The sequence below is a fragment of the Streptomyces erythrochromogenes genome, assembly GCF_040684695.1.
Classification (GTDB): domain Bacteria; phylum Actinomycetota; class Actinomycetes; order Streptomycetales; family Streptomycetaceae; genus Streptomyces; species Streptomyces erythrochromogenes_C.
This window is the reverse complement of the sequence record NZ_JBFBGM010000004.1, coordinates 22,413-44,820: the sequence shown is the minus strand read 5'-3', so window position 1 is coordinate 44,820 and position 22,408 is coordinate 22,413. Positions and strand designations below refer to the sequence as shown.

24 protein-coding genes are annotated in these 22,408 nt (G+C 71.3%); 9 read left to right on the top strand and 15 right to left on the bottom strand.

The window, feature by feature from the left end; genetic code table 11:
• Window positions 1-36: 36 nt before the first annotated feature.
• From AB0O53_RS09120 to AB0O53_RS09095, 6 genes are all read right to left on the bottom strand, one after another.
• Window positions 37-732 (bottom strand): hypothetical protein, encoded by a 696-nt coding sequence (locus tag AB0O53_RS09120; protein WP_365194250.1) that lies wholly within the window; start codon window positions 730-732, stop codon window positions 37-39.
• Window positions 733-741: 9 nt separating this feature from the next.
• Entirely contained in the window at window positions 742-1,422 is a 681-nt protein-coding gene (locus AB0O53_RS09115) for a hypothetical protein (protein ID WP_350988190.1), read from the bottom strand.
• 134 nt (window positions 1,423-1,556) lie between these two features.
• Window positions 1,557-2,933: an AI-2E family transporter gene (locus AB0O53_RS09110; protein WP_350988192.1), complete on the bottom strand. Its 1,377-nt coding sequence runs from the start codon at window positions 2,931-2,933 to the stop codon at window positions 1,557-1,559.
• A 129-nt stretch (window positions 2,934-3,062) separates the two neighbouring features.
• On the bottom strand, window positions 3,063-3,758 hold the full coding sequence (locus AB0O53_RS09105) for an aggregation-promoting factor C-terminal-like domain-containing protein (RefSeq protein WP_350988194.1): 696 nt from the start codon (window positions 3,756-3,758) through the stop codon (window positions 3,063-3,065).
• 445 nt (window positions 3,759-4,203) lie between these two features.
• Window positions 4,204-5,520 carry an RNA 5'-3' helicase PhoH2 gene (gene phoH2, locus AB0O53_RS09100; protein WP_350988196.1) on the bottom strand — a complete coding sequence of 439 codons (1,317 nt, stop codon included), beginning with the start codon at window positions 5,518-5,520 and terminating at the stop codon, window positions 4,204-4,206.
• A gap of 332 nt (window positions 5,521-5,852) precedes the next feature.
• Window positions 5,853-6,614 carry an isoprenyl transferase gene (locus tag AB0O53_RS09095; RefSeq protein ID WP_030850457.1) on the bottom strand — a complete coding sequence of 254 codons (762 nt, stop codon included), beginning with the start codon at window positions 6,612-6,614 and terminating at the stop codon, window positions 5,853-5,855.
• A 129-nt stretch (window positions 6,615-6,743) separates the two neighbouring features.
• Between AB0O53_RS09095 and mgrA the strand changes: the two genes are divergently transcribed.
• Entirely contained in the window at window positions 6,744-7,781 is a 1,038-nt protein-coding gene (gene mgrA, locus AB0O53_RS09090) for an L-glyceraldehyde 3-phosphate reductase (protein WP_350988199.1), read from the top strand.
• Between the two features lie 142 nt (window positions 7,782-7,923).
• Here the strand turns inward: mgrA and AB0O53_RS09085 are convergent, their stop codons facing one another.
• Complete coding sequence (locus AB0O53_RS09085; protein WP_350988200.1) at window positions 7,924-8,763, bottom strand: prepilin peptidase; 840 nt, start codon at window positions 8,761-8,763, stop codon at window positions 7,924-7,926.
• 35 nt (window positions 8,764-8,798) lie between these two features.
• On the opposite strand from AB0O53_RS09085, the gene AB0O53_RS09080 reads away from it, so the two are divergent.
• The 3 genes from AB0O53_RS09080 to AB0O53_RS09070 all read left to right on the top strand — a co-directional run bounded on the left by AB0O53_RS09080 (window position 8,799) and on the right by AB0O53_RS09070 (window position 11,396).
• Window positions 8,799-9,155: a DUF192 domain-containing protein gene (locus AB0O53_RS09080; protein WP_350988202.1), complete on the top strand. Its 357-nt coding sequence runs from the start codon at window positions 8,799-8,801 to the stop codon at window positions 9,153-9,155.
• 59 nt (window positions 9,156-9,214) lie between these two features.
• On the top strand, window positions 9,215-9,832 hold the full coding sequence (locus AB0O53_RS09075; protein WP_350988204.1) for an SMI1/KNR4 family protein: 618 nt from the start codon (window positions 9,215-9,217) through the stop codon (window positions 9,830-9,832).
• A 277-nt stretch (window positions 9,833-10,109) separates the two neighbouring features.
• Entirely contained in the window at window positions 10,110-11,396 is a 1,287-nt protein-coding gene (locus AB0O53_RS09070; RefSeq protein ID WP_350988206.1) for an extracellular solute-binding protein, read from the top strand.
• 214 nt (window positions 11,397-11,610) lie between these two features.
• Here the strand turns inward: AB0O53_RS09070 and AB0O53_RS09065 are convergent, their stop codons facing one another.
• Entirely contained in the window at window positions 11,611-12,237 is a 627-nt protein-coding gene (locus AB0O53_RS09065; RefSeq protein ID WP_350988208.1) for a hypothetical protein, read from the bottom strand.
• Between the two features lie 145 nt (window positions 12,238-12,382).
• On the opposite strand from AB0O53_RS09065, the gene AB0O53_RS09060 reads away from it, so the two are divergent.
• Window positions 12,383-13,600, top strand: coding sequence for a serine hydrolase domain-containing protein (locus AB0O53_RS09060; RefSeq protein ID WP_365194243.1), 1,218 nt, complete (start codon window positions 12,383-12,385; stop codon window positions 13,598-13,600).
• Between the two features lie 71 nt (window positions 13,601-13,671).
• On the opposite strand, the gene AB0O53_RS09055 is transcribed toward AB0O53_RS09060, so the two are convergent.
• From AB0O53_RS09055 to AB0O53_RS09045, 3 genes are all read right to left on the bottom strand, one after another.
• Complete coding sequence (locus tag AB0O53_RS09055) at window positions 13,672-14,001, bottom strand: nuclear transport factor 2 family protein (RefSeq protein WP_350988212.1); 330 nt, start codon at window positions 13,999-14,001, stop codon at window positions 13,672-13,674.
• 158 nt (window positions 14,002-14,159) lie between these two features.
• The gene (locus AB0O53_RS09050) at window positions 14,160-14,996 is read right to left on the bottom strand and encodes a polysaccharide deacetylase family protein (RefSeq protein WP_350988214.1); all 837 of its coding nucleotides are present in this window, start codon (window positions 14,994-14,996) and stop codon (window positions 14,160-14,162) included.
• Between the two features lie 250 nt (window positions 14,997-15,246).
• Window positions 15,247-16,890: an MDR family MFS transporter gene (locus AB0O53_RS09045; RefSeq protein WP_365194239.1), complete on the bottom strand. Its 1,644-nt coding sequence runs from the start codon at window positions 16,888-16,890 to the stop codon at window positions 15,247-15,249.
• A 126-nt stretch (window positions 16,891-17,016) separates the two neighbouring features.
• On the opposite strand from AB0O53_RS09045, the gene AB0O53_RS09040 reads away from it, so the two are divergent.
• On the top strand, window positions 17,017-17,598 hold the full coding sequence (locus tag AB0O53_RS09040; RefSeq protein WP_030829799.1) for a TetR/AcrR family transcriptional regulator: 582 nt from the start codon (window positions 17,017-17,019) through the stop codon (window positions 17,596-17,598).
• Here AB0O53_RS09040 and AB0O53_RS09035 read toward each other — a convergent pair.
• From AB0O53_RS09035 to AB0O53_RS09020, 4 genes are all read right to left on the bottom strand, one after another.
• On the bottom strand, window positions 17,570-18,337 hold the full coding sequence (locus tag AB0O53_RS09035) for a hypothetical protein (RefSeq protein WP_365194236.1): 768 nt from the start codon (window positions 18,335-18,337) through the stop codon (window positions 17,570-17,572). The genes AB0O53_RS09040 and AB0O53_RS09035 overlap by 29 nt on opposite strands.
• A 26-nt stretch (window positions 18,338-18,363) precedes the next feature.
• Window positions 18,364-19,230, bottom strand: a complete 867-nt coding sequence (locus AB0O53_RS09030; RefSeq protein ID WP_350988220.1) for an immunity 49 family protein — start codon at window positions 19,228-19,230, stop codon at window positions 18,364-18,366.
• A 14-nt stretch (window positions 19,231-19,244) separates the two neighbouring features.
• Complete coding sequence (locus tag AB0O53_RS09025; RefSeq protein ID WP_350988222.1) at window positions 19,245-20,069, bottom strand: alpha/beta fold hydrolase; 825 nt, start codon at window positions 20,067-20,069, stop codon at window positions 19,245-19,247.
• Between the two features lie 237 nt (window positions 20,070-20,306).
• A complete protein-coding gene (locus AB0O53_RS09020) occupies window positions 20,307-20,717 on the bottom strand; it encodes a nuclear transport factor 2 family protein (protein WP_365194233.1) in 411 nt (136 codons plus the stop codon).
• A 110-nt stretch (window positions 20,718-20,827) separates the two neighbouring features.
• On the opposite strand from AB0O53_RS09020, the gene AB0O53_RS09015 reads away from it, so the two are divergent.
• From AB0O53_RS09015 to AB0O53_RS09005, 3 genes are all read left to right on the top strand, one after another.
• A complete protein-coding gene (locus AB0O53_RS09015) occupies window positions 20,828-21,355 on the top strand; it encodes a TetR/AcrR family transcriptional regulator (RefSeq protein WP_365194231.1) in 528 nt (175 codons plus the stop codon).
• Between the two features lie 102 nt (window positions 21,356-21,457).
• The gene (locus tag AB0O53_RS09010; protein ID WP_350988228.1) at window positions 21,458-21,931 is read left to right on the top strand and encodes a carboxymuconolactone decarboxylase family protein; all 474 of its coding nucleotides are present in this window, start codon (window positions 21,458-21,460) and stop codon (window positions 21,929-21,931) included.
• A 122-nt stretch (window positions 21,932-22,053) separates the two neighbouring features.
• Window positions 22,054-22,407 (top strand): SCO4225 family membrane protein, encoded by a 354-nt coding sequence (locus AB0O53_RS09005; RefSeq protein WP_350988230.1) that lies wholly within the window; start codon window positions 22,054-22,056, stop codon window positions 22,405-22,407.
• The last annotated feature ends 1 nt before the right edge of the window (window position 22,408 follow it).

The window sequence follows — 22,408 nt, the reverse complement described above, 5'->3', positions numbered from 1 at the left end:
CCGTGACCGGAGACGGCCGCGGGGCCCTGCTCGTCGTCAGCGCTTGCGCAGCGCGGCCATCAGCGCCCGCGCGTCCTCGACCGCCGCCGCCGTCAGGGCGTCCTGGTCGGGCGTCGGCGCCCCGTCCCCCGCCGGGCCGGGCTGCTCCTCGCTCCGGCCGAAGGACATCACCTCGAAGCTGAACACCGCGCCTCCGTCACGGACGCGCAGCTCCAGGCTTTCACCGGCCTCGGAGGAGCGGACCAGGGCCTGCTCCCCCAGACCGGGCATCTCTTCCCAGGCGGCGTCCGCACCGAGGATCCGTTCGTAGTACGAGCCGAGTGCGAACTCGGGCCCCGGATCGGTCTTCTTGTGCAGCTCGACCAGGACCATCAGGGAGATGCCGTCCGGGCCGTCGCCCTCGTAGCTGCACGATGCCCAGTCCATGGCCGGATGCCGGCCGGTCTCGTTCGAGGTGGCGTCCGTGAAGCCGCCCGCCGCACGGCCCAGGGCCGGCGCCCCGAACTGCCGGCACAGGTCGTCCGTGACCGCGTACCGGACCTCCGGCTCCGCGGCCGGCGGCCCCCCGGAGGCGTACAGCCCGCCCGCCCACAGCGCGGAGGTGGCCACGGCGCTCGCCACCACCCACTGCCACGGCCGTACGGGCCGCCGCGCGGGCGCGGCCTCCTCCTGCGCGACCTCGGCCGGGCGCGCCGACTCCCACGCCCCGTCGAGTTCGGGCTCGCTGATCACCGATGCCCCCTACTTCTTCAGCGCGGCCAGCAGCGCGCGGCCGTCCGCGACCACCGCCGCCCGGAGCGCGGCGGTGTCGGCCTGGGTGCTCTGCTCGCCGGCGGCACCGGTGGCCTCGACCGTGAACACCGCACCCCCGTGCAGCACTTTGAGCTCGACCGAATTCTCTCGGGGGCCCACGAGGACCAGGGCGCGCTCCCCGAGTCCCCGGACCTCCTCCGTGCGCACCCCGCTGCCCTCCGCGAAGGACCAGACCGACGGTACGTCGAATTCCGGTCCGGGATCCGTCTTCTTGTGCAGGTCCACCTGCGCCCGCACGGTGAGGGTGGAGATGCTCTCGCCGTTCTGCAGGCTGCAGACGGCCCGGCGCAGGGCCGGATGGTCGTCGTGCTGGTTCCTCGGCCGGTAGCGGTGCAGGTCCCCCGCGATCCTGCCCAGTGCCCGCGCCTCGAAGTCCTGGCACAGGTTCTCCGTGGCCCGGTACGGGAGTTCCGGCGCGGCGAGCCGGTCCCCGAAGGCGTACAGCCCGCCCGCCCACACCGCCGAGGCGACCACGGCCCCGCCCAGGGCCCACCGCCACGGCCGCCGCGCCCCCGCCTCCCCTTCGCGCCGCGGCGGCTCCTCCGCCTGCTCCGCCGGCTCCGCGGGGCGGGTCTCCCCCGTCCCGTCGAGCTCCGGATCGCTGATCATGTGGCTCCCCCCGGTCGTTGCCGCTTCCCGGGCGCCGCGGCAGCGCCCGCACGCCTTCGATCATGGCAGCCCCGGTCGCCGAAACGTTCGACTCCGGTGGCGCGCGATTCGGCCAGGCACATCCCGGCGGGCCACTAGGGCCTGGCGTGTACCTCGTCGTCGTCGGGTCCGACGCCCAGCGCCGTCGAACCGTGCGGGGCCGGGCCGATCATCCCGGTCCCGAGGTGGTGCTGTTCCCGCGAGTACGCCTTCAGGTAGCCCACCACCGTGTTGGTGACGGCCACCAGCGGAACGGCCACGACCGCTCCGCCGATGCCGGCGATCATCCCGCCTGCGGCCACGGCGAGGACCACCGCGAGCGGGTGGACCCGTACCGCCCGGCCGAGGATGAAGGGCTGGAGCACGTGGCCCTCGATCTGCTGCACGGCCAGCACCACCAGCAGCGTCATCAGGGCGGTGAACACCCCCTGGGTCACGAGCGCCACGACCACCGCGAGGGCTCCCGAGATCACCGCGCCGACCAGCGGGATGAAGGCGAACAGGAAGATGAAGACGGCCAGCGGCACCGCCATCGGCACGTCGAGGAAGTAGAGCCCGAGGCCGATGAAGATGGCGTCGATGAGCGCGACGATGACCGTGCCGCGCACGTACGCGGTCAGCGTGCGCCAAGCGCGCGGACCGGCACCGGCGACACCGGCGCGGGCCGCCGCCGGGACCAGGCCGAGCGCCCAGTTCCAGATGCGCTTGCCGTCGTAGAGCAGGAAGAGCGTCGAGAACATCGCGAGCAGCATGCCCGTGAGGATCTCGACGAGGACCGTCACGCCCTGGAGGCCGGCGGTGGTGATCTGCTCGGTGTTGGTGCCGATGGTCTCGCTGAGGTTCTTGGCGATGTCGTTGATCTGCTTCTCGGTCACGTGGAACGGACTGTCCAGTGCCCAGAGTTTGAGCTCGTTGATGCCGTCGCGGACCCGGTCGGAGAGGTCGTCGAGGTTCTCCATGACCTGCCAGACCACGAACCAGCCGACGAGCCCGATGACGACGAAGCCGAGGACGGCCGTGACGGCCGTGGCCAGGCCGCGCGGCAGACCCAGTCTGCGCAGCCGGACGACGAAGGGCTGCAGCATCGCGGTGACGAGCATGGCGGCCGCGAAGGCGAGGACGACCAGGCGGACTTCGCTGATCACCTTCATCAGCACCCAGAGCATCCCGGCGAGCAGCAGCAGCCGCCAGCTGGCCTCGGCGGCGACGCGCATCCCCCACGGGACCACGCTCGCCGGATCGGGCCGCTCGGGCCGGTGGTAGTGCTCGGGGGCCGCCGCCCGGACCGCGGGCGCGTCCGCCGGGGCGCCGGACGCCGCGGGAGCCGCCGGGGCCGCCGCCGCCTGACGTGCGGGCTCGGGCAGTTCACCGCCGGTCTCGGCCTCGACCTCGGCACGCCGTGCGTTGAGCCGCGCCTCCATCTCGGTCAGCCTGTTGCCCAGCCGGCCGAGCCAGCCTTCCCTCTTCGCCATGTCGCTTCCTTCCCCCGCCCCCCGTCTACGGGCACACCCCGAAGACCGTACACGCGAGGAGCCCCGCACCGTACGACGGTGCGGGGCTCCCAGGGGTCGAGCGGTGGCGCCGCGGTGCGGCGCCGGCCGTCAGTACCAGCCGTTGGCCTGGTGGAAGGTCCACGCGGCGCAGGGGCTGCCGTAGCGGTCTTCCATGTAGTTCAGGCCCCACTTGATCTGCGTGGCGGGGTTGGTGCGCCAGTCGGCGCCGGCCGAGGCCATCTTCGAACCGGGCAGCGCCTGGACCAGACCGTAGGCCCCGGAGGACTTGTTGACGGCCAGGTAGTTCCAGGTGGATTCCTGGTTGATGATCTTCGAGAAGCACTGGAACTGGCCGGCCGGGACCATCTGCTGCGCGATGGCCTTGACCTGGGCGACCGTGTAGGAGCTCTGCGGGGCGAAGTCGGCGGCGTCGCGGGCGGCGGACCGGCTCGCGACCTCCTCCTTCTCCTCGCGCTCCTTCTTCGCCTTCTCGTCGGCCGCCTTCTGCGCCTCGGCCTTCTTGCTCTTGGCGTCCTCGGCGGCCTGGACGCGCGCGGCCTCCTCGGCCGAGCGCTTGGCGTCGGCGTCGGCGGCGTGCGCGATGGTGTCGGCCTGCTGCGTCAGGGACGCGCTCTGGACCTGCGCCTGGTCGCCGACCGGGATGTCTGCGAGGAGGGTCGCCCCGGACGCGGTGGTCTCGAGATCGTTCGTGGGGTCGCCGGTGGCAACGCCCACGACTGCGCCGACGGTGGTGACCGCGGTGGCCGAAGCCACTGCGAACCCCCGGACCGAGATCCGGCTCACACGGTGTCCTTCCAGCAGCGTCCGCAGTGACCGCGCGAGCGCAAAAGTGCCCTCGACTCTGGCCTCCGTGGTGCGACGGTCACTGGAGGCGCGGGCCCGTGGGCAACTCCCCTGTGGGGGCTGCCGCGTGGAACTCGGGCGGCATACGGCCATCGGCTGTGGAGTTGTGGTGCTGCGCGTACCTCACGGGAGATACAGGAGTGCCGTATGCGGGGCCTGACGGAAACCAGACTCTGCCGGACCTCGACACCGCAAGGCAATTCCCCCCTGCGTGTGAAAGATCACACCTGGCATGTCGTCGTCGATTTCCTCAAGGCACTGTGCAGCACGACGCCGCCCGGCTAGGCTCTCGGGCCTTTGCCGGGCGGCGCCAACTCACCTTCCCGCTATGAGGTTTTTGACCGATTCGACCGCCCGGCGGGCGGTCTCACCGGGCTCACCCGCGTCAGAGCGTCTCCAGCATCTCGGTCACCAGAGCGGCGATCGGGGAGCGCTCGGATCGCGTCAACGTGATGTGCGCGAACAGCGGATGCCCCTTCAGCTTCTCCACCACGGCGACCACTCCGTCGTACCGGCCGACCCGCAGGTTGTCCCGCTGGGCGACGTCGTGGGTCAGAACGACCCGCGAATTGGCCCCGATCCGGGACAGGACGGTCAGCAGGACGTTCCGCTCCAGCGACTGCGCCTCGTCCACGATCACGAAGGCGTCGTGGAGCGAGCGGCCGCGGATGTGCGTGAGCGGCAGGACCTCCAGCATCCCGCGGTTCAGCACCTCCTCGATGACCTCTCGGCCGGCGACCGACGAGAGCGTGTCGAAGACCGCCTGCGCCCAGGGGCTCATCTTCTCGGAGGCGTCCCCGGGCAGGTAGCCGAGGTCCTGGCCGCCCACCGCGTACAGCGGCCGGAAGACCATCACCTTCTGGTGCTGCCTGCGCTCCAGCACGGCCTCCAGGCCGGCGCAGAGCGCCAGCGCCGACTTGCCGGTGCCGGCCCGGCCGCCCATCGAGATGATCCCGATCTCGGGGTCGAGGAGGAGGTCCAGGGCGATGCGCTGCTCGGCGCTGCGCCCGTGGAGCCCGAAGGCGTCGCGGTCGCCCCGTACGAGCTTGACGTTGCCGTCCGCCGTGACCCGGCCCAGGGCCTTGCCGCGCTCGGACTGCAGGACCAGCCCGGTGTGCACGGGCAGTTCCGCGGCCTCCGGTACGTAGAGCCGCTCCTCCGAGTAGAGGAGGTCGACCTGCTCCCCGGAGAGGCCGATCTCGCTCATGCCGGTCCAGCCGCCGTCGGTGATGGCGAGCTCGGCGCGGTACTCCTCCGCGATCAGGCCCACGGAGGAGGCCTTGATGCGCAGGGGGAGGTCCTTCGAGACGACCGTGACGTCGTAGCCCTCGGCCTGGAGGTTGCGGGCGACGGCGAGGATCCGCGAGTCGTTGTCCCCCAGTCGGAAGCCGGCGGGGAGGACGCTGGGGTCTGAGTGGTTGAGCTCGACGCGCAGGGTGCCGCCCAGATCGCCCAGCGGGATGGGTGCGTCGAGGCGACCGTTGCGAACCCGGAAGTCGTCGAGCAGGCGCAGGGCCTGGCGCGCGAAGTAGCCGAGTTCGGGATGGTGCCTCTTTGCCTCCAGCTCGGTGATCACCACGATCGGGAGCACGACCTCGTGCTCGTCGAAGCGGGAGATCGCGTTGGGGTCTGCCAGCAGGACGCTGGTGTCGAGGACGTAGGTCCGCCTGTCGGGCAGGCGGCGCTTTGTGCTGGTCACCACGGAAGGACGTACCCCCTCGGAAGAGGTCGGGCCATGAAGACCGGACCGGTCATCGGCACCCATGCCAGGGCCGATTTCCGGCCCTCCACTGCGTCCGTGCGAACCGCACGTGCGTCCTGGTGCAAAGGGCCTCCCGGGCGGACGACCCCATGCCGTCCGCTGAGATGCGACACCCGTGGATCGGGCATCGACCTGAAAGGGATATTCCCCGATCAGGCCAGGCCATGCCATGGCATATGACGGACGCTCGGTGAATCCCTGGTGAAGGCTTCGAGGGGAGGGGAAGGCGGGGCTGAGGGGGTGCCCGGACGGCCGGAACCCCCTCAGGGGCCTCAGGTGCCGTAGCGCCGGTGGCGGGCCGCGTAGTCGCGCAGGGCGCGGAGGAAGTCGACCTTGCGGAAGGCCGGCCAGAAGACCTCGCAGAAGTAGTACTCGGAGTGCGCGCTCTGCCACAGCATGAATCCGGACAGCCGCTGCTCGCCGCTGGTGCGGATGACGAGGTCCGGGTCGGGCTGGCCGCGCGTGTAGAGGTGCTCGGCGATGTGGTCGATGTCGAGGATCTCGGCGAGCTCCTCGAAGGACGTGCCCTTGCGCGCGTGCTCCAGCAGCAGCGAGCGCACGGCGTCGGCGATCTCCTGGCGGCCGCCGTAGCCGACGGCGACGTTGACGAGTATCCCGTCGACGTCGTGGGTGGCCTGCTCGGCCTCCTTGAGGACCGTCTGGGTCCCCGCGGGCAGGATGTCCAGGTTGCCCACGTGGTGGACGCGCCAGCGGCCGTCCGCCGCGAGGCCCCGCACGGTGTTCTCGATGATGTTGAGCAGCGGGCGGAGCTCGACCTCGGGCCGGTCCAGGTTGTCCGTGGAGAGCATCCACAGGGTGACGACCTCGACGTCCGTCTCGGTGCACCAGCCGAGCATCTCGGAGATCTTGTCGGCTCCGGCCTGGTGGCCCTGCTCCGTCGTACCTCCGGACGCCTTCGCCCAGCGGCGGTTCCCGTCCAGGATGACGCCGATGTGCTTGGGCGCCGCATCATGGTCGAGGCGGCCTTCCACCCGGCGTGCGTAAAGCCTGTACACCAGGTCGCGCAGCTTCACGATCTTCCAGCCCCTCCGTGCCTTGCCCCCGTGCGAAATGCGGTCCCTCCCCCGAGGCGGCCACATTACTGCGCGCCGGGATCGGGTACCCAACTCGGTCTGTCACAACTCCGTGATAGGGAGGACAACGTGACTGATACCAATCCCTATCGGGCAGAGCCCTCGCGCTACGACTCCATGGAGTACCGGCGCACCGGCCACAGCGGCCTCAAGCTCCCCGCCATCTCCCTCGGCCTCTGGCACAACTTCGGTGACGACAGGTCTCTGGAGTCCCAGCGGGCGATCCTGCGCCGCGCCTTCGACCTCGGCGTCACCCACTTCGACCTCGCCAACAACTACGGGCCGCCGCCCGGCTCGGCCGAGCTGAATTTCGGCAAGATCTTTGCGCAGGACTTCGCGTCGTACCGCGACGAGCTGATCCTCTCGACCAAGGCCGGCTACCTGATGCACCCGGGGCCGTACGGCGAATGGGGCAGCCGCAAGTACCTGCTCAGCTCGCTCGACGCCTCGCTGAAGCGGATGGGCGTGGACTACGTCGACATCTTCTATTCGCACCGCTTCGACCCGCAGACCCCGCTGGAGGAGACCATGGGCGCCCTCGCGTCCGCGGTCCAGCAGGGCAAGGCGCTCTACGTAGGCGTCTCCTCCTACACGGCCGAGCAGACGGCCGAGGCCGTGCGGATCCTGCGCGGGATGGGCGTGCGCCCGCTCATCCACCAGCCCTCCTACTCCATGATCAACCGCTGGACGGAGGAGGACGGCCTGCTGGACGCCCTGGAGGACGCCGGCATGGGGTGCATCTCCTTCGCGCCGCTCGCGCAGGGCCTGCTGACCGACAAGTACCTCAAGGGGATCCCGGCGGACTCCCGCGCCGCCCAGGGCAAGTCGCTCAACCCCGACCTGCTCTCGGACGACGTGCTGCGCCGGCTGGCCGGGCTCGACGAGATCGCGTCCCGCCGCGGCCAGTCCCTGGCCCAGCTCGCGCTCACGTGGGTGCTGCGCGACGAGCGGATGACCTCGGCCCTGATCGGCGCGTCGAGCGTCCGGCAGCTGGAGCAGAACGTGGCGGCCCTGGCCGGTGCGCCGCTCTCCGAGGAGGAGCTGAAGGAGATCGACTCCTTCGCGGTCTCCACGCCCGGCACGAACATCTGGGCCCAGCGCGGCTGACCTGCGTTTTCGCCCCAACACCCGTGTGGGGAGCGGGTGAACAAAAAACGGGCCGGTCCGTGGGGGGGATACGGACCGGCCCGAGGGGGGGGTTCCACCATAACCCTTCGTAAAGCATGCTGCGTGCATCGGCGCGCAATGATTACGCTCCGAAACCACCCAGCAGCACTCCGGTGAGTGCTCCGGCCGCCATGAAGGGGCCGAAGGCGAAGCCCTGGTCACGGGTCGCGGAGCCGCGCAGGAGCAGTGCCAGGCCGTACAGCGCGCCGTAGAGGAGGCCCAGGAAGGCCCCCGACGCCCATACCCCCCACCCGTACCACCCAAGAGCGACCCCCAGCGAGAGCGCCAGCTTGACGTCGCCGAAGCCCATGCCGGCGGGGTTGACCAGATGGAGCACCAGGTACGCCGCTCCGAGCGCGCCCCCGCCCAGGAGGGCGAGCCGCCAGGACCCGGCCGAACCGGGCAGCAGGGCGGCGATCCCGAGCAGGGCCGCCGCCCCGGCCGCCAGCGGCAGGGTCAGTACGTCGGGCAGCCGGTGCACGGCCCGGTCGACGAGGGCGAGCAGGACGAGGAGCGGGGCCAGGCCCGCGTACGCCGCCGCCTCGGGCCGCACCCCGACGGCCGCCGCGATCAGGGCGCAGACCGCTCCGCTGACCAGGGCCGGGAGCACGGCCCGCGGCCCGTACGCGTGGCCCCGCCCGGACGCATGGCTCCGCCGGGACGCGTCCGCCGGCTCATCCGTGTGCGCCGGCCCGGACACGGGCACCGCCCCGGACGCGTGACTCCGTCCGGATCCGGCGGGCTCCGCCCGGGGCGGGCGGCAGCGGGCCGGGCCGAGCCAGCCGCGCAGCCGGTGCCCCTGCGGGCAGTTCTCCCGCCAGGGGTCCCCGGGGTCCACGGACAGCCGGTAGGCGGCGCGCGGCAGCAGCAGCCCGGCGGCCACGCCGTAGCCGGCGGCGAGAACGATCACGACCACACCCATCCGGCGAAGGTAGGCGGTCCCCTAGGGTGGCCGCCATGGCGCACTGGCATGACGGTCCCGCCGCGCTGCGGGTCGGATCCGATCCCGCACCGATCCCGCTGGAGGTCGCCGCCTCCTACCGGGCGAGGACGCGCGGGCTGCTCGGCCGGGACGGGATCGACGGGGCGATGCTGCTGACCCCGGCGGCGAGCGTGCACACCTTCCGGATGCGGTTCGCGATCGACGTGGCGTACCTGGACCGGCACCTGCGCGTGCTCGACGTGGTCACCATGGCTCCCGGCCGGCTCGGGCTGCCGCGGCTGCGCGCCCGGCACGTCCTGGAGGCGCCGGCGGGCGCCATGGCCGGGTGGGGTCTGACGGCCGGGACCACGCTGGAAGTGGACACCGCCTAGGAGGAGCTCGCCGCCGGCAGTAGGTTGGGGCGGTTGAGCTGGGGCATCAGGGGAGCGGCATGACGGAGAACGCGCGGATCAAGGCGCTGGAGCAGATCATGCCGGCGACGCACGGCGCCGACGAGGACGTCGACTGGCCCGCGGCCGAGACGGCCTGGGGGACCCGGTTCCCGGCGGACTTCATCGCCTTCATGGGCCGGTTCGGCGCCGGATCCATCAACGGCGAGGCGAGCATCCTGCTGCCGATGCCCAAGCCCGGGCTGCAGTGGGATCCGGCCGAGATGGCCGAGGAGACGGAGAACGCCCGGCAGATGTGGGTGGCGGAGGGCGGCCGTTCGGCCTTCGACGTGGACCCGGAGGCGATCATCGCCTGGGGGGTCACGGGCGGCTCGGACATCCTGTGCTGGCTGACCTCCGACCCCGACCCGGACCGCTGGCCGGTGCTGGTGTGCGGCCGGCACACCGCCGATTCCTTCGCCGTGTACCCGTACGGCATGGCCGAGTTCCTCTACCGGCTCTGCTCCGACGAGTTCGACGTGAGCCCGGTCAGCATCACCTTCTGGGACGGCGGCCACCTGAGCTTCGTGCACTGGCGCAAGGCGCAGCGCCGCTGGCAGGAGGGCCGCAACCCGGAGACGGGCGAGCCCGACCCGTACGCGGGCGAATTCACCGACTGACCGGCGGCTCCCCCGCCGCCCCCGCACGCCCGGCCCGTTTCCCCCGCGGAAACGGGCTTTTTGGCATGTCTACGCGCGTCTACTTTCCCCGCTCCATATCGGAAAACACCATTCGGAAAAGTGCTGCTTGGAGCATTCACCACAAGTACGGCCCCCATGGAAAAACCATCCCGCACACAGGAGAGAATTCCGGCCAACGGGCCATCGAGGGATCACCCGGCTCGGAGCGACCCATAAGCAATAACGAGACGCAAAAGAAATTCAGGGGAATATACCCGTGCGACGGAGAATTTTCGGCACGACCGCCACCGCGACCGTGCTCGGCCTGCTGATACCGCTGGCCGGATGTGGCGGTCCCGGGGACGACGCAGGTGACGGAGGGACGCTGCAACTGGTCGCCGCCGAATACGGCGACAGTCCGGCCACCAGTTCCAAGCCCTTCTGGGACAAGGTGACGGCAGATTTCACCGAGGAGAATCCGGGAATCAAGGTGGAGGTCATGCTCCTGCCGTGGGCCGACATCGACCGCGAGGTCTCCCGCATGGTCAAGGAGGGCAAGGCGCCGGACATCGCTCTCATGGGCTCGTACTCGGACTTCGCCGCCCAGGGGCAGCTCTATCCCGCGGACGAACTCCTGTCGGTCACCGCCGAGGCGAATTTCCTCCAGCCGCTGGCCGACGCCGGCTCGGTCGGCAACACCCTCTACGGTCTGCCCTTCGTCGCGAGCAGCCGCCTCCTCTTCTACAACGAGGCGCTGTTCGCCAAGGCGGGCGTCAAGGAGGCCCCCAAGACCTGGTCCGACCTCAAGACCGCCGCGAAGGCGCTCAAGGACAAGGGCGTGAAGTACCCCTACGCCCTGCCGCTGGGGCCCGAGGAGGCGCACGCCGAGGCGCTGATCTGGGAGCTCAGCAACGGCGGCGGCTACGCCGACAGCAGCGGCAACTACAGCCTGGCCTCCGACCAGAACATCAAGACCTGGGAATGGGTCAAGGAGAACATGGTCGCGACCGGCTACACGGGCGCCACGGCTCCGTCCCAGCTGAACCGCGCGGACGCCTTCGCCGCCTTCACGCGCGGCGAGGTCGGCATGCTCAACGGCTACCCCGCGCTCGCCCACGAGGCGCGCGCCAAGGGCATCAACGTCGTCACCACCACCATGCCCGTCTCGGACGACCTCGGCCCCGGGGAGACCCCGCCGACCGTCGGCGTGGCCGACTGGATGATGGCCTTCAAGCAGAACGGGAAGCGCGCGGAGATCGGCAGGTTCCTGGACTTCGTCTACCAGGACAAGAACCTGTCGGACTTCGCCAGCCGCTACCACCTGCTGCCTTCCACCGTGACCGCCTCGCGCACCCCGGCGGGCGGCGGGCTCGACAAGAACGACCAGCAGTTCCTCAACGCGCTGCGCGGCGCCCAGCTCTACCCGGTCAACGACCCGTCCTGGGTGACGGTCAGCGACACCATCAAGCGCAACATCGGGCGTGCCGTGGAACCGACCGGCAATCCCAAGGGCGTCCTGGAGGACATCGCCGCACAGGCCTCCCAGGCGTCGAAGAAGCCCTGAGGGCACGGAAAGGCACTGAAGGCGCCGAAGGCGCCAAGTTTCCCACCCCGCCGCAGTTCCCGCCGAAGTCCCCCACGACACGGGACCTTCGACCCCGGCCGCAGACCACCTCGTGCGGCACCATGGCCCCTACGGCCCTCGATCCGGGGCCGCGGCCCCGTCGCCCGCCGAGCACTCACGAGGTGCGCGGGGCGGCCGGCCCCCGACGCGATCCTCAGCGCTGCTTCCCGTGGTCCTGGGAGAACGCAGTCCGGTACTGCTCGCAGCTGGAGTTCCAGCGCAGGGAGCCGTGGAGCGTCCCGTAGCCGGAGCGGGTCAGCGACCATTCCACCGTGTACTCGCCGGTGTCGCAGGCGATCCGCTTGCCGCCCGCGACCTTCTCGCGCCCCGTCGCCGGCTTCCCGGTCAGCTCCTTGCGCACTTCCGCCACGGCGGAGCGGTCCGCGCGGCGCAGCACGGCGTGCACGACGATCGGGTGCTCCCCCTCCTTGACCGTCAGCGCCTTCTTCACCACGGTCGAGTCCGACACCGACCAGGCGAACTCGTACGAGGGCTCCCACGCCAGCGTCTTGGGGTCGCCGACCTTCCGCTCGTGGTCCGGCGCGGCCGGGTGGCCGGGGCGGGTGACCGTCTTGTACCGGACGCCGGGGTGGAAGCGGAACTGCCCTTCCACCTTGTGCATCTCGTCCTCGGTCCACATCGACTTCATGGTCTTCTCGCCGCCGGCCGGGTCCTGGAGGTACATGGCCGCCTCCGCGGCGGTGGCCTGCGGGGCGAGGACGGGGGCGAGGGCCGCGGCGGCCGTGGCGAGGGCGAGAGCGGCGGTGCGGGTGCGCGTCATGCCCGGACCAACGGGGTCCCGGCGCGGGCCGGAACGACGCCGCGCGGCCTTTCACCCGTACGGGAGTCCCTCGGTCACCGGAATATCCGATGATCGACTCCGGTTCGGGAGCAGCGGAACGACACTCCGATCCGAGGGGGATGCGATGGGCGCCAACGAGAACGCGGGAGCGGTCACGAGCGCGGGGACGGGCGCGGGGACGGGCGCGGAGGTGGACGCGGGAGCGCGTGCGGGCGTCCGCGTGGGCGGCACGGTGGCGGCCGGGTGGGAGCGCGTACGGGAGGAGTTCGAGGCGTTCGCGGCGGCCGAGCCGCACTCGCCCGAGGCCCAGCTCGCCGTCCACCACCGGGGCCGGCCCGTCGTCGACCTGTGGGCCGGCGAGGACACCGACGGGGACACGCTGAGCGGCGTCTTCTCGATCACCAAGGGCGCCGCGCACCTGGTGGTGGCCCTGCTCGTGCAGGACGGCACGCTGGATCTCGACCGGCGGGTGTCGGCGTACTGGCCGGAGTTCACCGGGGACGGCAAGGAGCGGCTGACACTGCGCCAGCTGATCAGCCACCAGGCGGGGCTGATCGGCGTGGACGGGGGCTTCGACTACGAGGAGCTCGCGGACGACGCCGCCGTCGCCGCGCGGCTGGCCCGGCAGAGGCCGTACTGGGAGCCGGGAACGGCGTACGGCTACCACGCCTTCGTGATCGGCGCGCTGACCGGCGAGGTCGTGCGGCGCGCGACGGGCAGGTCGATCCAGGAGGTGTACGAGGAGCGCGTGCGCGCCCCGTACGGGCTGGACCTCTACCTGGGGCTTCCGGCCTCGCAGGAGGGGCGCTGGAAGCCGGTCCTGGAGATGCTGCCGACGCCCGAGCAGGCCGCGGCGCAGGCGGCGGCCGGACCGGTGCCCGAGCTGCTGGCGGTGGCCTTCAACTGGCACCGGGAGCCGCCGATGGACCTGGTCGTCCACGCCAACCACCCGCGGACGCGTGAGCTCGGCCCGGCCTCGGCGGGCGGCATCGGCTCGGCGCGCGGCGTCGCGGGCCTGTACGCGGCGGCGATCAGCCAGGTGGGCGCGCGGGCCGCGCTGCTGAAGCCGGAGACGGCGGCCGAGTTCGCACGGCTGCAGACGCCGGGCCAGGAGATCCTGACCGGGGAGATCGACCACTTCGGGCTGGGCTTCGAGCGGCAGCCCGCCGTGGGCCCGCAGGCCTTCGGGCACTGCGGTGCGGCGGGCGCGCAGGGCTTCGCCGACCCGGTCACGGGCATCGCGTACGGGTACACGCGCCGCCGCTACGTCTTCCCGGGCGGGCTGGCCCCGGAGAACGCGGGCCTGACGGCGGCGGTGCTGGAAGTGGCGCGGGGCCGGTAGCCGGGGCGGGACGGATCGGGGCGGGCCCGGTGCGGTGGGGCCCGGACCGTGGCGGGGCGGGGTTGCGCGGGTCAGGCCTGGCCGGTTTCGAAGCGGCTGATGCGGCCGCCGCCGGGGGCGATCGTGAAGCGCCAGGCGGTGCGCATCTCGCCCCAGGTGTCGTTGCGGTAGTCGACGACGAGGGCGCGGCCCCCGTCGGACTCGGACACGACGTCCATGTGCCCCCTGGAGTCGAAGATCTCCCGGTCGACCCAGTCGTGGAGGTCGCGGTCCGATCCGTCGTCGGACATGGTCGCGTCGGCGGTCAGCAGCTTCAGGAAGGCGTCCTTGTCGTGCGCGTTGACGGCGGTGACGAGGGCGCCGACCACGGGGTCGGACAGTTTGCCGGGGGCGATGGCCACAGGAGCCTCCTGGTCGGGCGTACGTTCGTCCGTGCGCGACCAGGTAACAACGCGGGCGGGTCCGCGTCGTCGACCCTCACCCGTTCGCGCGGCGGACGGCGTGTCAGGGGCGGCCGGGCGGGCGTCGGCTCACGGGGCGTCGGCCACGGGACGGCTGCTCACGGGGCGTCGGGGGCGGTGCGGACCGGGAAGCCGGTCGGCCGGCCCTGGTCCCGCAGCCAGGCCAGCACCCGGTCGAGGGCCTCGACGGTCTGGGTGCGGTTCCCTCCGCCGTCGTGGAAGAGGATGGTCGGGCCGTTGCCGATCTCGCGCTTGACGGCGTCGACTATGGCGGCCGTGCCGGGCTTCTGGAAGTCCTTGGTGTCGACGTTCCAGCCGAGCGGGCGCATCCCGTTCGCGGCGGCGATGCGCCGGCTGTCGGGGGTGAACGCGCCGCCGGGGGCCCGGTAGTACTCGACCTTCGCACCGCCCCCCGCGGCCTCCTCGATGAGCTTCTTCGCGTCCAGGATCTGCCGTTCCTGGTAGTCGACGGGCTTCTTGTCCATGGTCGTGTCGTGGTCCATGGTGTGGTCGCAGAGGCGGTGGCCCGCCGCGACCACCTTCTTGACGAGGTCGGGGTGGGCCTTGGCGTGGGGCCCGACCATGCAGAAGGTCGCCTTGACGTCGTACTCGTCCAGGACGTCGAGCACTTGGGGGGTCCAGCGGGGGTCGGGGCCGTCGTCGATGGTGATGTTGACGGCGTTGCCGCCGCTCTCGGAGGAGTGGGCTATGCCCTCGGGTATGCCCGTCCGCGACCCCGGCCCGCCCGCCCCGCCGTGGCCGGAGTCGTCGCCCCCGTGGGGCTGGGCCACACTCTGCCGGGAGGCCGCGCCGACGCTTCCCGGTGCCACGAGGGTCGCCAGTCCCCAGACCGTCGCCGTCGCGGCGACGGCCGACGCGACGACGGCCGCACCGGCCCGGACGCCCTTCTTCTTCGTGTACCCCGAGAAACCCATGAACCGTCCACTCCCCATCCGCCGTGCGAGCGTTCCGTGGATCAGGACGTCCGTCACCGCAGAGGAGTTCCAGTCAAATCACCCATAAATTCCCCGTAATGGGACTGACAGGACTGATGGGGCTCATGGGACTTTGGTCCTTGATCGCCCACCGCTCCTTCCCGGACGGGCGCGGCGGAAAACGATCCCGGCCCCGGCGGACGCGTGCGTCCGCCGGGGCCGGGATCGTGTGCGGTGGGGTTCGCGCGGGTCAGTGCGCGAGGGACTCCTGCGCCGCGGGGGCCGGCTTGGCGTCGGCGGGGGCGGACGTGTCGTCGGCGGCGGCGGCGGACTTGCCGTCGGCCGGGGCGGACGTGTCGGCGGCGGGGGCCGGACCGGCGCCCCGGAGCGGGACCTCCTTGACGAACCAGGCCGCCAGGAAGCCCAGTACGGCGACGGCCGCGCCGAGCAGGAACGCGGAGTGCGTGCCGGCGGCGACCGCGTGCTGGTAGGCCTCGCGCACGGCTTCCGGCAGCTTGGCCAGGCTCGCCGCGTCCAACTGGGCGGAGCCCGCGGCCCCGGCGGCCTCCGGGCCCAGGCGCTCGGACATGGTGTCCGTGACCCGGGAGGTGAAGAGGGAGCCCATCAGGGCCACGCCGAAGGAGCCGCCGAGCGTACGGAAGAGGGTGGCCGAGGACGACGCGACGCCCATGTCCTTCATCTCGACGCTGTTCTGCGCGACCAGCATGGTGATCTGCATCAGGAAGCCGAGGCCGGCGCCGAGGACGGCCATGTAGAGGCCGGACACGAGGCGGGTGGTGCCCGTGTCCATGGTGGCGAGGAGGAACATGCCGACGACCATGAGCCCGCCGCCGACGATCGGGAAGATCTTGTACTTGCCGCTGCTGGTGGTGACGCGTCCGGCGATGAGCGAGACGAGCATCATCGAGAGCAGCATGGGCAGGAGCAGCAGGCCCGAGTTGGTCGCGGAGGCGCCCTGGACCGACTGCTGGAACAGCGGGAGGTAGAGCACGCCGCCGAACATGGCGAAGCCGACCAGGAAGCCGATCACGGACATCAGGGTGAAGTTGCGGCTTCGGAAGATGTGCAGCGGCATGACCGGCTCGGCCGCCTTGGTCTCCGCGTAGAGGAACGCCGCGGTCGACAGCACGCCGATGGCGATGAGGCCGATGATCTCGGCGGAGGCCCAGTCGTACTCGGTACCGCCCCAGGTGGTGACGAGCACGGTGGAGGTGATGGCGACGGTGAGCAGCGCCGCGCCCAGGTAGTCGATCTTCGGACGCTGCCGTTCGGCCTGCTTGGGCAGGTGCAGGACGGCGGTCACCATGGCGAGGGCCACGGCGCCGAGGGGCAGGTTGATGTAGAAGGACCAGCGCCAGCCCATGTGGTCGGTGATGGTGCCGCCGACGAGCGGGCCGCCGATCATGGCGAGGGCCATCACGCCGGCCATCATGCCCTGGTACTTGCCGCGCTCACGGGGCGGGATCAGGTCGCCGATGATCGCCATGACGCCGACCATCAGGCCGCCGGCGCCGAGGCCCTGGATCGCGCGGAAGCCGATGAGCTGGCCCATGTCCTGGGCCATGCCGCTGAGCGCGGAGCCGATCAGGAAGATGACGATCGAGGTGAGGAAGGAGCCCTTCCGGCCGTACATGTCGCCGATCTTGCCCCAGATGGGGGTGGAGGCGGCCGTGGCCAGGGTGTACGCGGTCACCACCCAGGACAGGTGCTCCAGGCCGCCGAGCTCGCCGACGATGGTGGGCATGGCCGTACCGATGATCATGTTGTCGAGCATCGCCAGCAACATTGCGATCATGAGGGCCATGAGGACGACACGTACGCTGCGTGGCTTCACCTCCTGCGAGGTCTCCGCGGGCTTGCTTGTCTCCACCATTTCCTGTCCACTCCCCTGGGCACTACCTGCCGGAACGGCACTTACTTGCCGCCCGGCTAGTTCACTACACTGGGGACGGTAGACCCGTAACTTGCCGGGCGTCAAGTAAGTAGATCGAGGAGAGTCATGTCCAGCAGCAGTCCGCAGCGCCGTCGTGGCGACACGCGCCAGCGCATCCAGGACATCGCACTGGAGCTCTTCGTCGAGCAGGGGTACGAGAAGACGTCGCTGCGCGAGATCGCGGAGCGGCTGGAGGTCACGAAGGCGGCGCTGTACTACCACTTCAAGACCAAGGAAGACATCATCATCAGCCTCTTCGAGGACGTCACGCGTCCCATCGACGAGCTGATCAAGTGGGCGGAGCAGCAGCCGCGCACCCTGGAGACCAAGCGCGAGGTGCTGCGCCGCTACAGCGAGGCGATGGCGGCGGGCGCCGCCCTGTACCGCTTCATGCAGGAGAACCAGGCCACGACGCGCGAGCTGAGCATCGGCGAGACCGTGAAGAAGCGGCTGTACCGCCTGGTGGAGCTGCTGCGCACGGAGGACGGCCCGCTGACGGACCAGGTGCGCTGCGTCAGCGCCCTGTTCACGCTGCACGCCGGAATGATGTTCCTCCAGCACGTCGAGGGCGACCCGGAGGAGACCCGCCTGGCCGCCCTGGAGGTCGCCACGGACCTCATCACGCAGGCGCACCACGAGGAGTCGTAGCCGCGCCGATGAGTTCGGCCGCGGCGATCCCGTCCAGCGGGACCAGGCCCGCGGCCTTGATCGCCTCTTCGGTGTCCGGGAGTCGCTCCGTCGGCTCCCAGCGCAGGTCCGGGCCGAACAGCTCGTCGTGGCGCTCGCCCCGCACGACGCGGCGCCGTACGAGGAGGGCCCGGTTCCCGACGGCGGCGCGGTGGGCGTAGTACGAGACACGGCCTCGGGCGTCCAGGGCGTCGAGCACCGTCTCGCCGAGCGCCCGGAAGGGCGGAGTGCCCAGGTTCCCCCGCGGGGTTCCCGGACGGAAGGACACCCCGGTCAGGTCGAGGCCGCCCGCGTCGTCCCGTACGAACTCCCCGCCCCGCTCGTAGAACAGGACCAGCGGTTCGTAGAGGTCCGGCAGGTCGGGCAGTGCGGCCGGGTTCCGCTCGCGCATGCCCGCCAGCCGCACGGCGCCCGCGCACGTCGCGCGGAGCTCCCGACCCGGCACACGGCTCAGGTACGCCTCGAGTTCCGCCGCCGTCCCGGGTGAGAGGCGGAACCCGGGGTCCACGCGTTCGGTGACGTCGAAGAAGGGCCAGGCGCTCTCGACCGAGTACTCCTGCGCCCACAGGGCGGCGCGCCTCAGGTACTCGCGCATGAGAATGCGCCGGGACGGAACGCGTGCGAGCACGTGGTCCCAGTCACCGACCCACTCCACCGCACGGAGCCGGTTCAGCATGACGGACGCGGCCCCTTCGCTCACTTGACCTCATTCCCTTCGATCGCGGCTCAGGCGTCCACTTCGCCCACCCAGCCGAACTCCAGCAGTTCTTGCGGCAGGTACGCGGACTCGACCTCGATCGGCATGCCTGCGTCACGGGCCATGCAGGCGATGGCGAGCGGCCCGAGAGCCACCAGGCCCTCGCCGCTCCGCGCCCGGTCCTCGTTCGCCGTCCAGTACTCCTTGTGCCGGTTCAGCGCGTCGGCCAGGGCTTCGTTGAACAGGTCGTTCTCGCGGGCGACATACCGGTGGAAGAGCTGGAGCGGCGGATACAGGATCTTCAGCATGAGTTCCTGGCCGGCGATCCGCACATGCGCGGGGTCCGTGCCGTCAACGGCCCGGACCAGCGTGTCCCAGGTCTCCTGCCGGCCGTGCCAGTGGTGCTGGATGGTTTCGATCCACGCATAGATGTATTCGTCGAATTCCGCATCAGAAGCACGAAGGAAGGACTGCGGAACGTGCGCGAGCTCGTTCACGCGGCCGTTCTCGCGGCAGATCGCGGCCAGGTAGAACGAGGTGAGCCAGTTCCCGGCGTGCAGATATTCCTGCGGTCCGGTCGCCGGCAACTCCCGCTGCTCGCCGTTGACCCCGATCCGGCAGGTGACGGTGCCCTCGGCGGCCCGCCCTGCGGCGAACAGCGCAGACCCGGTCTGCATCGCGAGGATCCACGCCTTCCACGTCGTGAACCGGTCCGCGACGGGATCCTCGAGGCAGTGCCACTTCGCTGCCGCGAGCGTCAGCGTGAGCGCGTCGTACCGGTCGAACTCGGATGTCACGAGGCCCGCCAGGGCCTCCTCGGCGCTCTCGAGCACCGGCGCCATGGTTTCGCTCACGTCAGGCGTGGCGAAGTCGTGTCGAGCGATGTGCGTAACCATCGGCCCTCATCTCATCAGCGGGGTGCGGAGCCGGTCGGGGCGAGGAAGGCGAGGAGGTGGTCGGCGTAGCGCTGCGGGGCGGTGAGGTGGGGGACGTGCCCCTCGCCGCGCAGGGTCTGCGCCCGCGCCCCGGGGATCACCTGCGCGAGCCGGTCGACGATCGCGCCGAACCACTGCGGGCTGTCGGTGCCCTTGCTCAGCATCGCCGGGCCGGCGTAGCCGGCGAGAGCGGCGAGGTCCACGGTGTTCCAGTCCGGGTCGCCCTGTTCGTCCGCGGCGGTGGGGGCGTTGGTGACGAACGTCCGCCGGGCCGGGTCGGGCATGCCGTCCCACGCGCCCGGCCCGAACACGACCTCCTCGACGAACCGGCGCGCGCCGGCCTCGGAGTCGCCCGCGCGCACCTCCGCCATGACTGCGTCGATGGGGGCCTGCGCCTGGCGCATCAGCCGGTCGAGCTCCGGATCGCCGGCCACGACGGCGGTCAGGGGCGGCTCGTGGACGGCGAGGCTGCGCAGCAGTTCGGGGCGGCGGGCCGCGAGGCCGAGCGCGACCGACCCGCCGAAGGAACTCGCCGCGACGTGGGCCGGGGCGCCGAGCAGCTCGATGAGCGCGGCCAGGTCGTCCTCGTCCTGGGCCCGCGTGCCCTGGCCCGGCGGGCGCTCGCTCAGGCTGTGCCCGCGGCGGTCGTAGACGAGTACGCGGTGGGTGCGGGTGAGGTGCGGCAGGACGGCGTGCCAGCTGTGGTGGTCGGTCCAGGAGCCGTGGACGAGCACGAGCGGTTCGCCTTCGCCCTTGATCTCGTAGTAGAGGTCGACGCCGTTCACACGAGTCCGAGCCATGCCTGGTCCCCCTGTCCGATGCCCTGCCGGCCTCCCCGCGGAGGTTTGATCATCTTGTCAGACGGGCCCGCTGGGGCACCGGTGCCGTAGCAGACCAGAACGCGTCCTGCTCGTCGCGCGTGCTGCGTTCGTTCGGGGAAGGGGCGGGCTTGCCGTACCAGCTCGAAACGGCCCTGGCCGGGCGCGGGCGTACTCGGATTCGGGGTGGTTCCCGAGTGCCCGCGCCCGGCGGTCCGTTCAGCGGATCCGGCGGTCCTCGGCGGCGATCGGGACGTCGTTGATGCTGGCCTCGCGGCGGCGCATCAGGCCGTCGTCGTCGAACTCCCACTGCTCGTTGCCGTGGCTGCGCCACCACTGGCCGGAGGCGTCGTGCCACTCGTACTCGAAGCGGACGGAGATGCGGTTGCCGGTGTGGGCCCACAGTTCCTTGCGCAGCCGGTAGTCGAGCTCGCGCTCCCACTTGTCGGCGAGGAACGCGCGGATCTCGTCCCGGCCGGTCAGGAAGCGGTCGCGGTTGCGCCAGACGGAGTCCTCGGTGTAGGCGAGGGCGACGCGCTCGGGGTCGCGGCTGTTCCAGGCGTCCTCGGCGGCCTGGACCTTGGCGCGGGCGGATTCCTCGGTGAAGGGCGGCAGGGGCGGACGGGTCATGGCGCTTCCTTCCGGAGCGGAGGGCGCGGAGAACGATCGTTCTCCAGCCGTCGCCCACCCTAGGAGAACGACCGTTCTCACCGCAAGCGCCATCGGGCTACGCTGCCCCCATGGACGACGACGAGGCACGGACCCGACTGCTGGACGCCGCGGAGGAGCTGTTCTACCGCCACGGCATCCAGGCGGTGGGCATGGACCGCATCCGCACCGCGTCCGGAGTGCCGCTCAAGCGCCTCTACCGGCTCTACCCGGCGAAGGAATCCCTGGTCACGGCCTACCTCGAACGCCGCGACCGCCGCTGGACGGCCGACCTGCGCGAGGCGGCGACGGGCAGCGCGGAGCCGGTCCCCGCCGTCTTCGACTGGCTGGCCCGGTGGTTCTCGGAGCCGGACTTCCGGGGCTGCGCCTTCCTCAACGCGTACGGGGAGCTCGGCGCGGCCGCACCGGAGGTCGTACGCGTCCACAAGGCCGAGCTCCACGCCCTCCTGGCCGAGCTGGTCCCGGCCGGGGCTCCGCCCGCACTCGCCGACCAGCTGCTGATCCTGGTCGAGGGCGCGACGGTGGTGGCCGCCCTGAACCCCGGCCCGGAGCCGGCCCTCAGGGCGCGCGAGGCCGCGGAGGCCCTCATGTGGCAGTGACGCAGGTCACTGCCGTGCGCCGCGCCGGGCCGTCACATCCGCCCGGTGGCATCCGTCAGGGCTGTGTAACCGTCGACACGGCAAGCAGACCAGGAGACCGCCATGGAAGCCCGACTCAACATGTACGGAAACGCCGTCGCCACCAAGTTCGCGAGGTACATCAACTCCGCGGGCAAGGTCGTCTCGGACTCGACCCTCCCGGCGGCCACCCAGGAGCTGGTGAAGATCCGGGCCAGCCAAATCAACGGCTGCGGCTTCTGCACCGACATGCACACCAAGGACGCCGCACACGCCGGGGAGACCGCGCAGCGCCTCCACCTCGTCGCGGCCTGGCGCGAGGCGAAGGTGTTCACCGACGCCGAGCGGGCGGCCCTGGAGCTGACCGAGCAGGGCACGCGCATCGCCGACGCGGCCGGCGGGGTCACGGACGAGGCATGGGCCAACGCCGCCAAGCACCACGACGAGGACCAGCTGGCCGCGCTGGTGTCCCTCATCGCGCTGATCAACGCCTACAACCGGATGAACGTGATCATCCAGCAGCCGGCCGGCGACTACCAGCCGGGGCAGTTCGGCTGACCCCTCCCCCGGGTCGCCGCGGTACGCGTGCCCGGACCACGCCGGGTCTGGGTACGCGTACTCAGGACAAGCCCCCGTGCCTTGCGGACCATGGAGGCAGTCCACACCGTCTGGGGAAACCGATGACCACTCGCACGCGCACGCTCGCCCGCCTGACCTTCGCGAACCCCGCTTCGGCGATCTACCTGGGGCTCGTCGGTGTCGCCATCGCCGTCGCGACGGCCGTCACGCTGTTCGCCGAGGACCCCGGTTTCGTGTGGGTGCTGCCGGCGCTGTGCGCGTTCCCGCTGTTCATGCTCGTGCCGCTGCTCCACGGGGACGGCCAGCCGGCGACGTGGATCTTCATCGCCGAACTCGTCGTGTGCGTGCTGGTCCAGTCCCTCGTACTCGGAACGATCGTGGAAGCCTCCCGCGGTCGCCTCCGGCAGCGGCCGCGCCCCGCCGGACCGGGGCCCGCGGGACCGGGGCCGAGCTGAC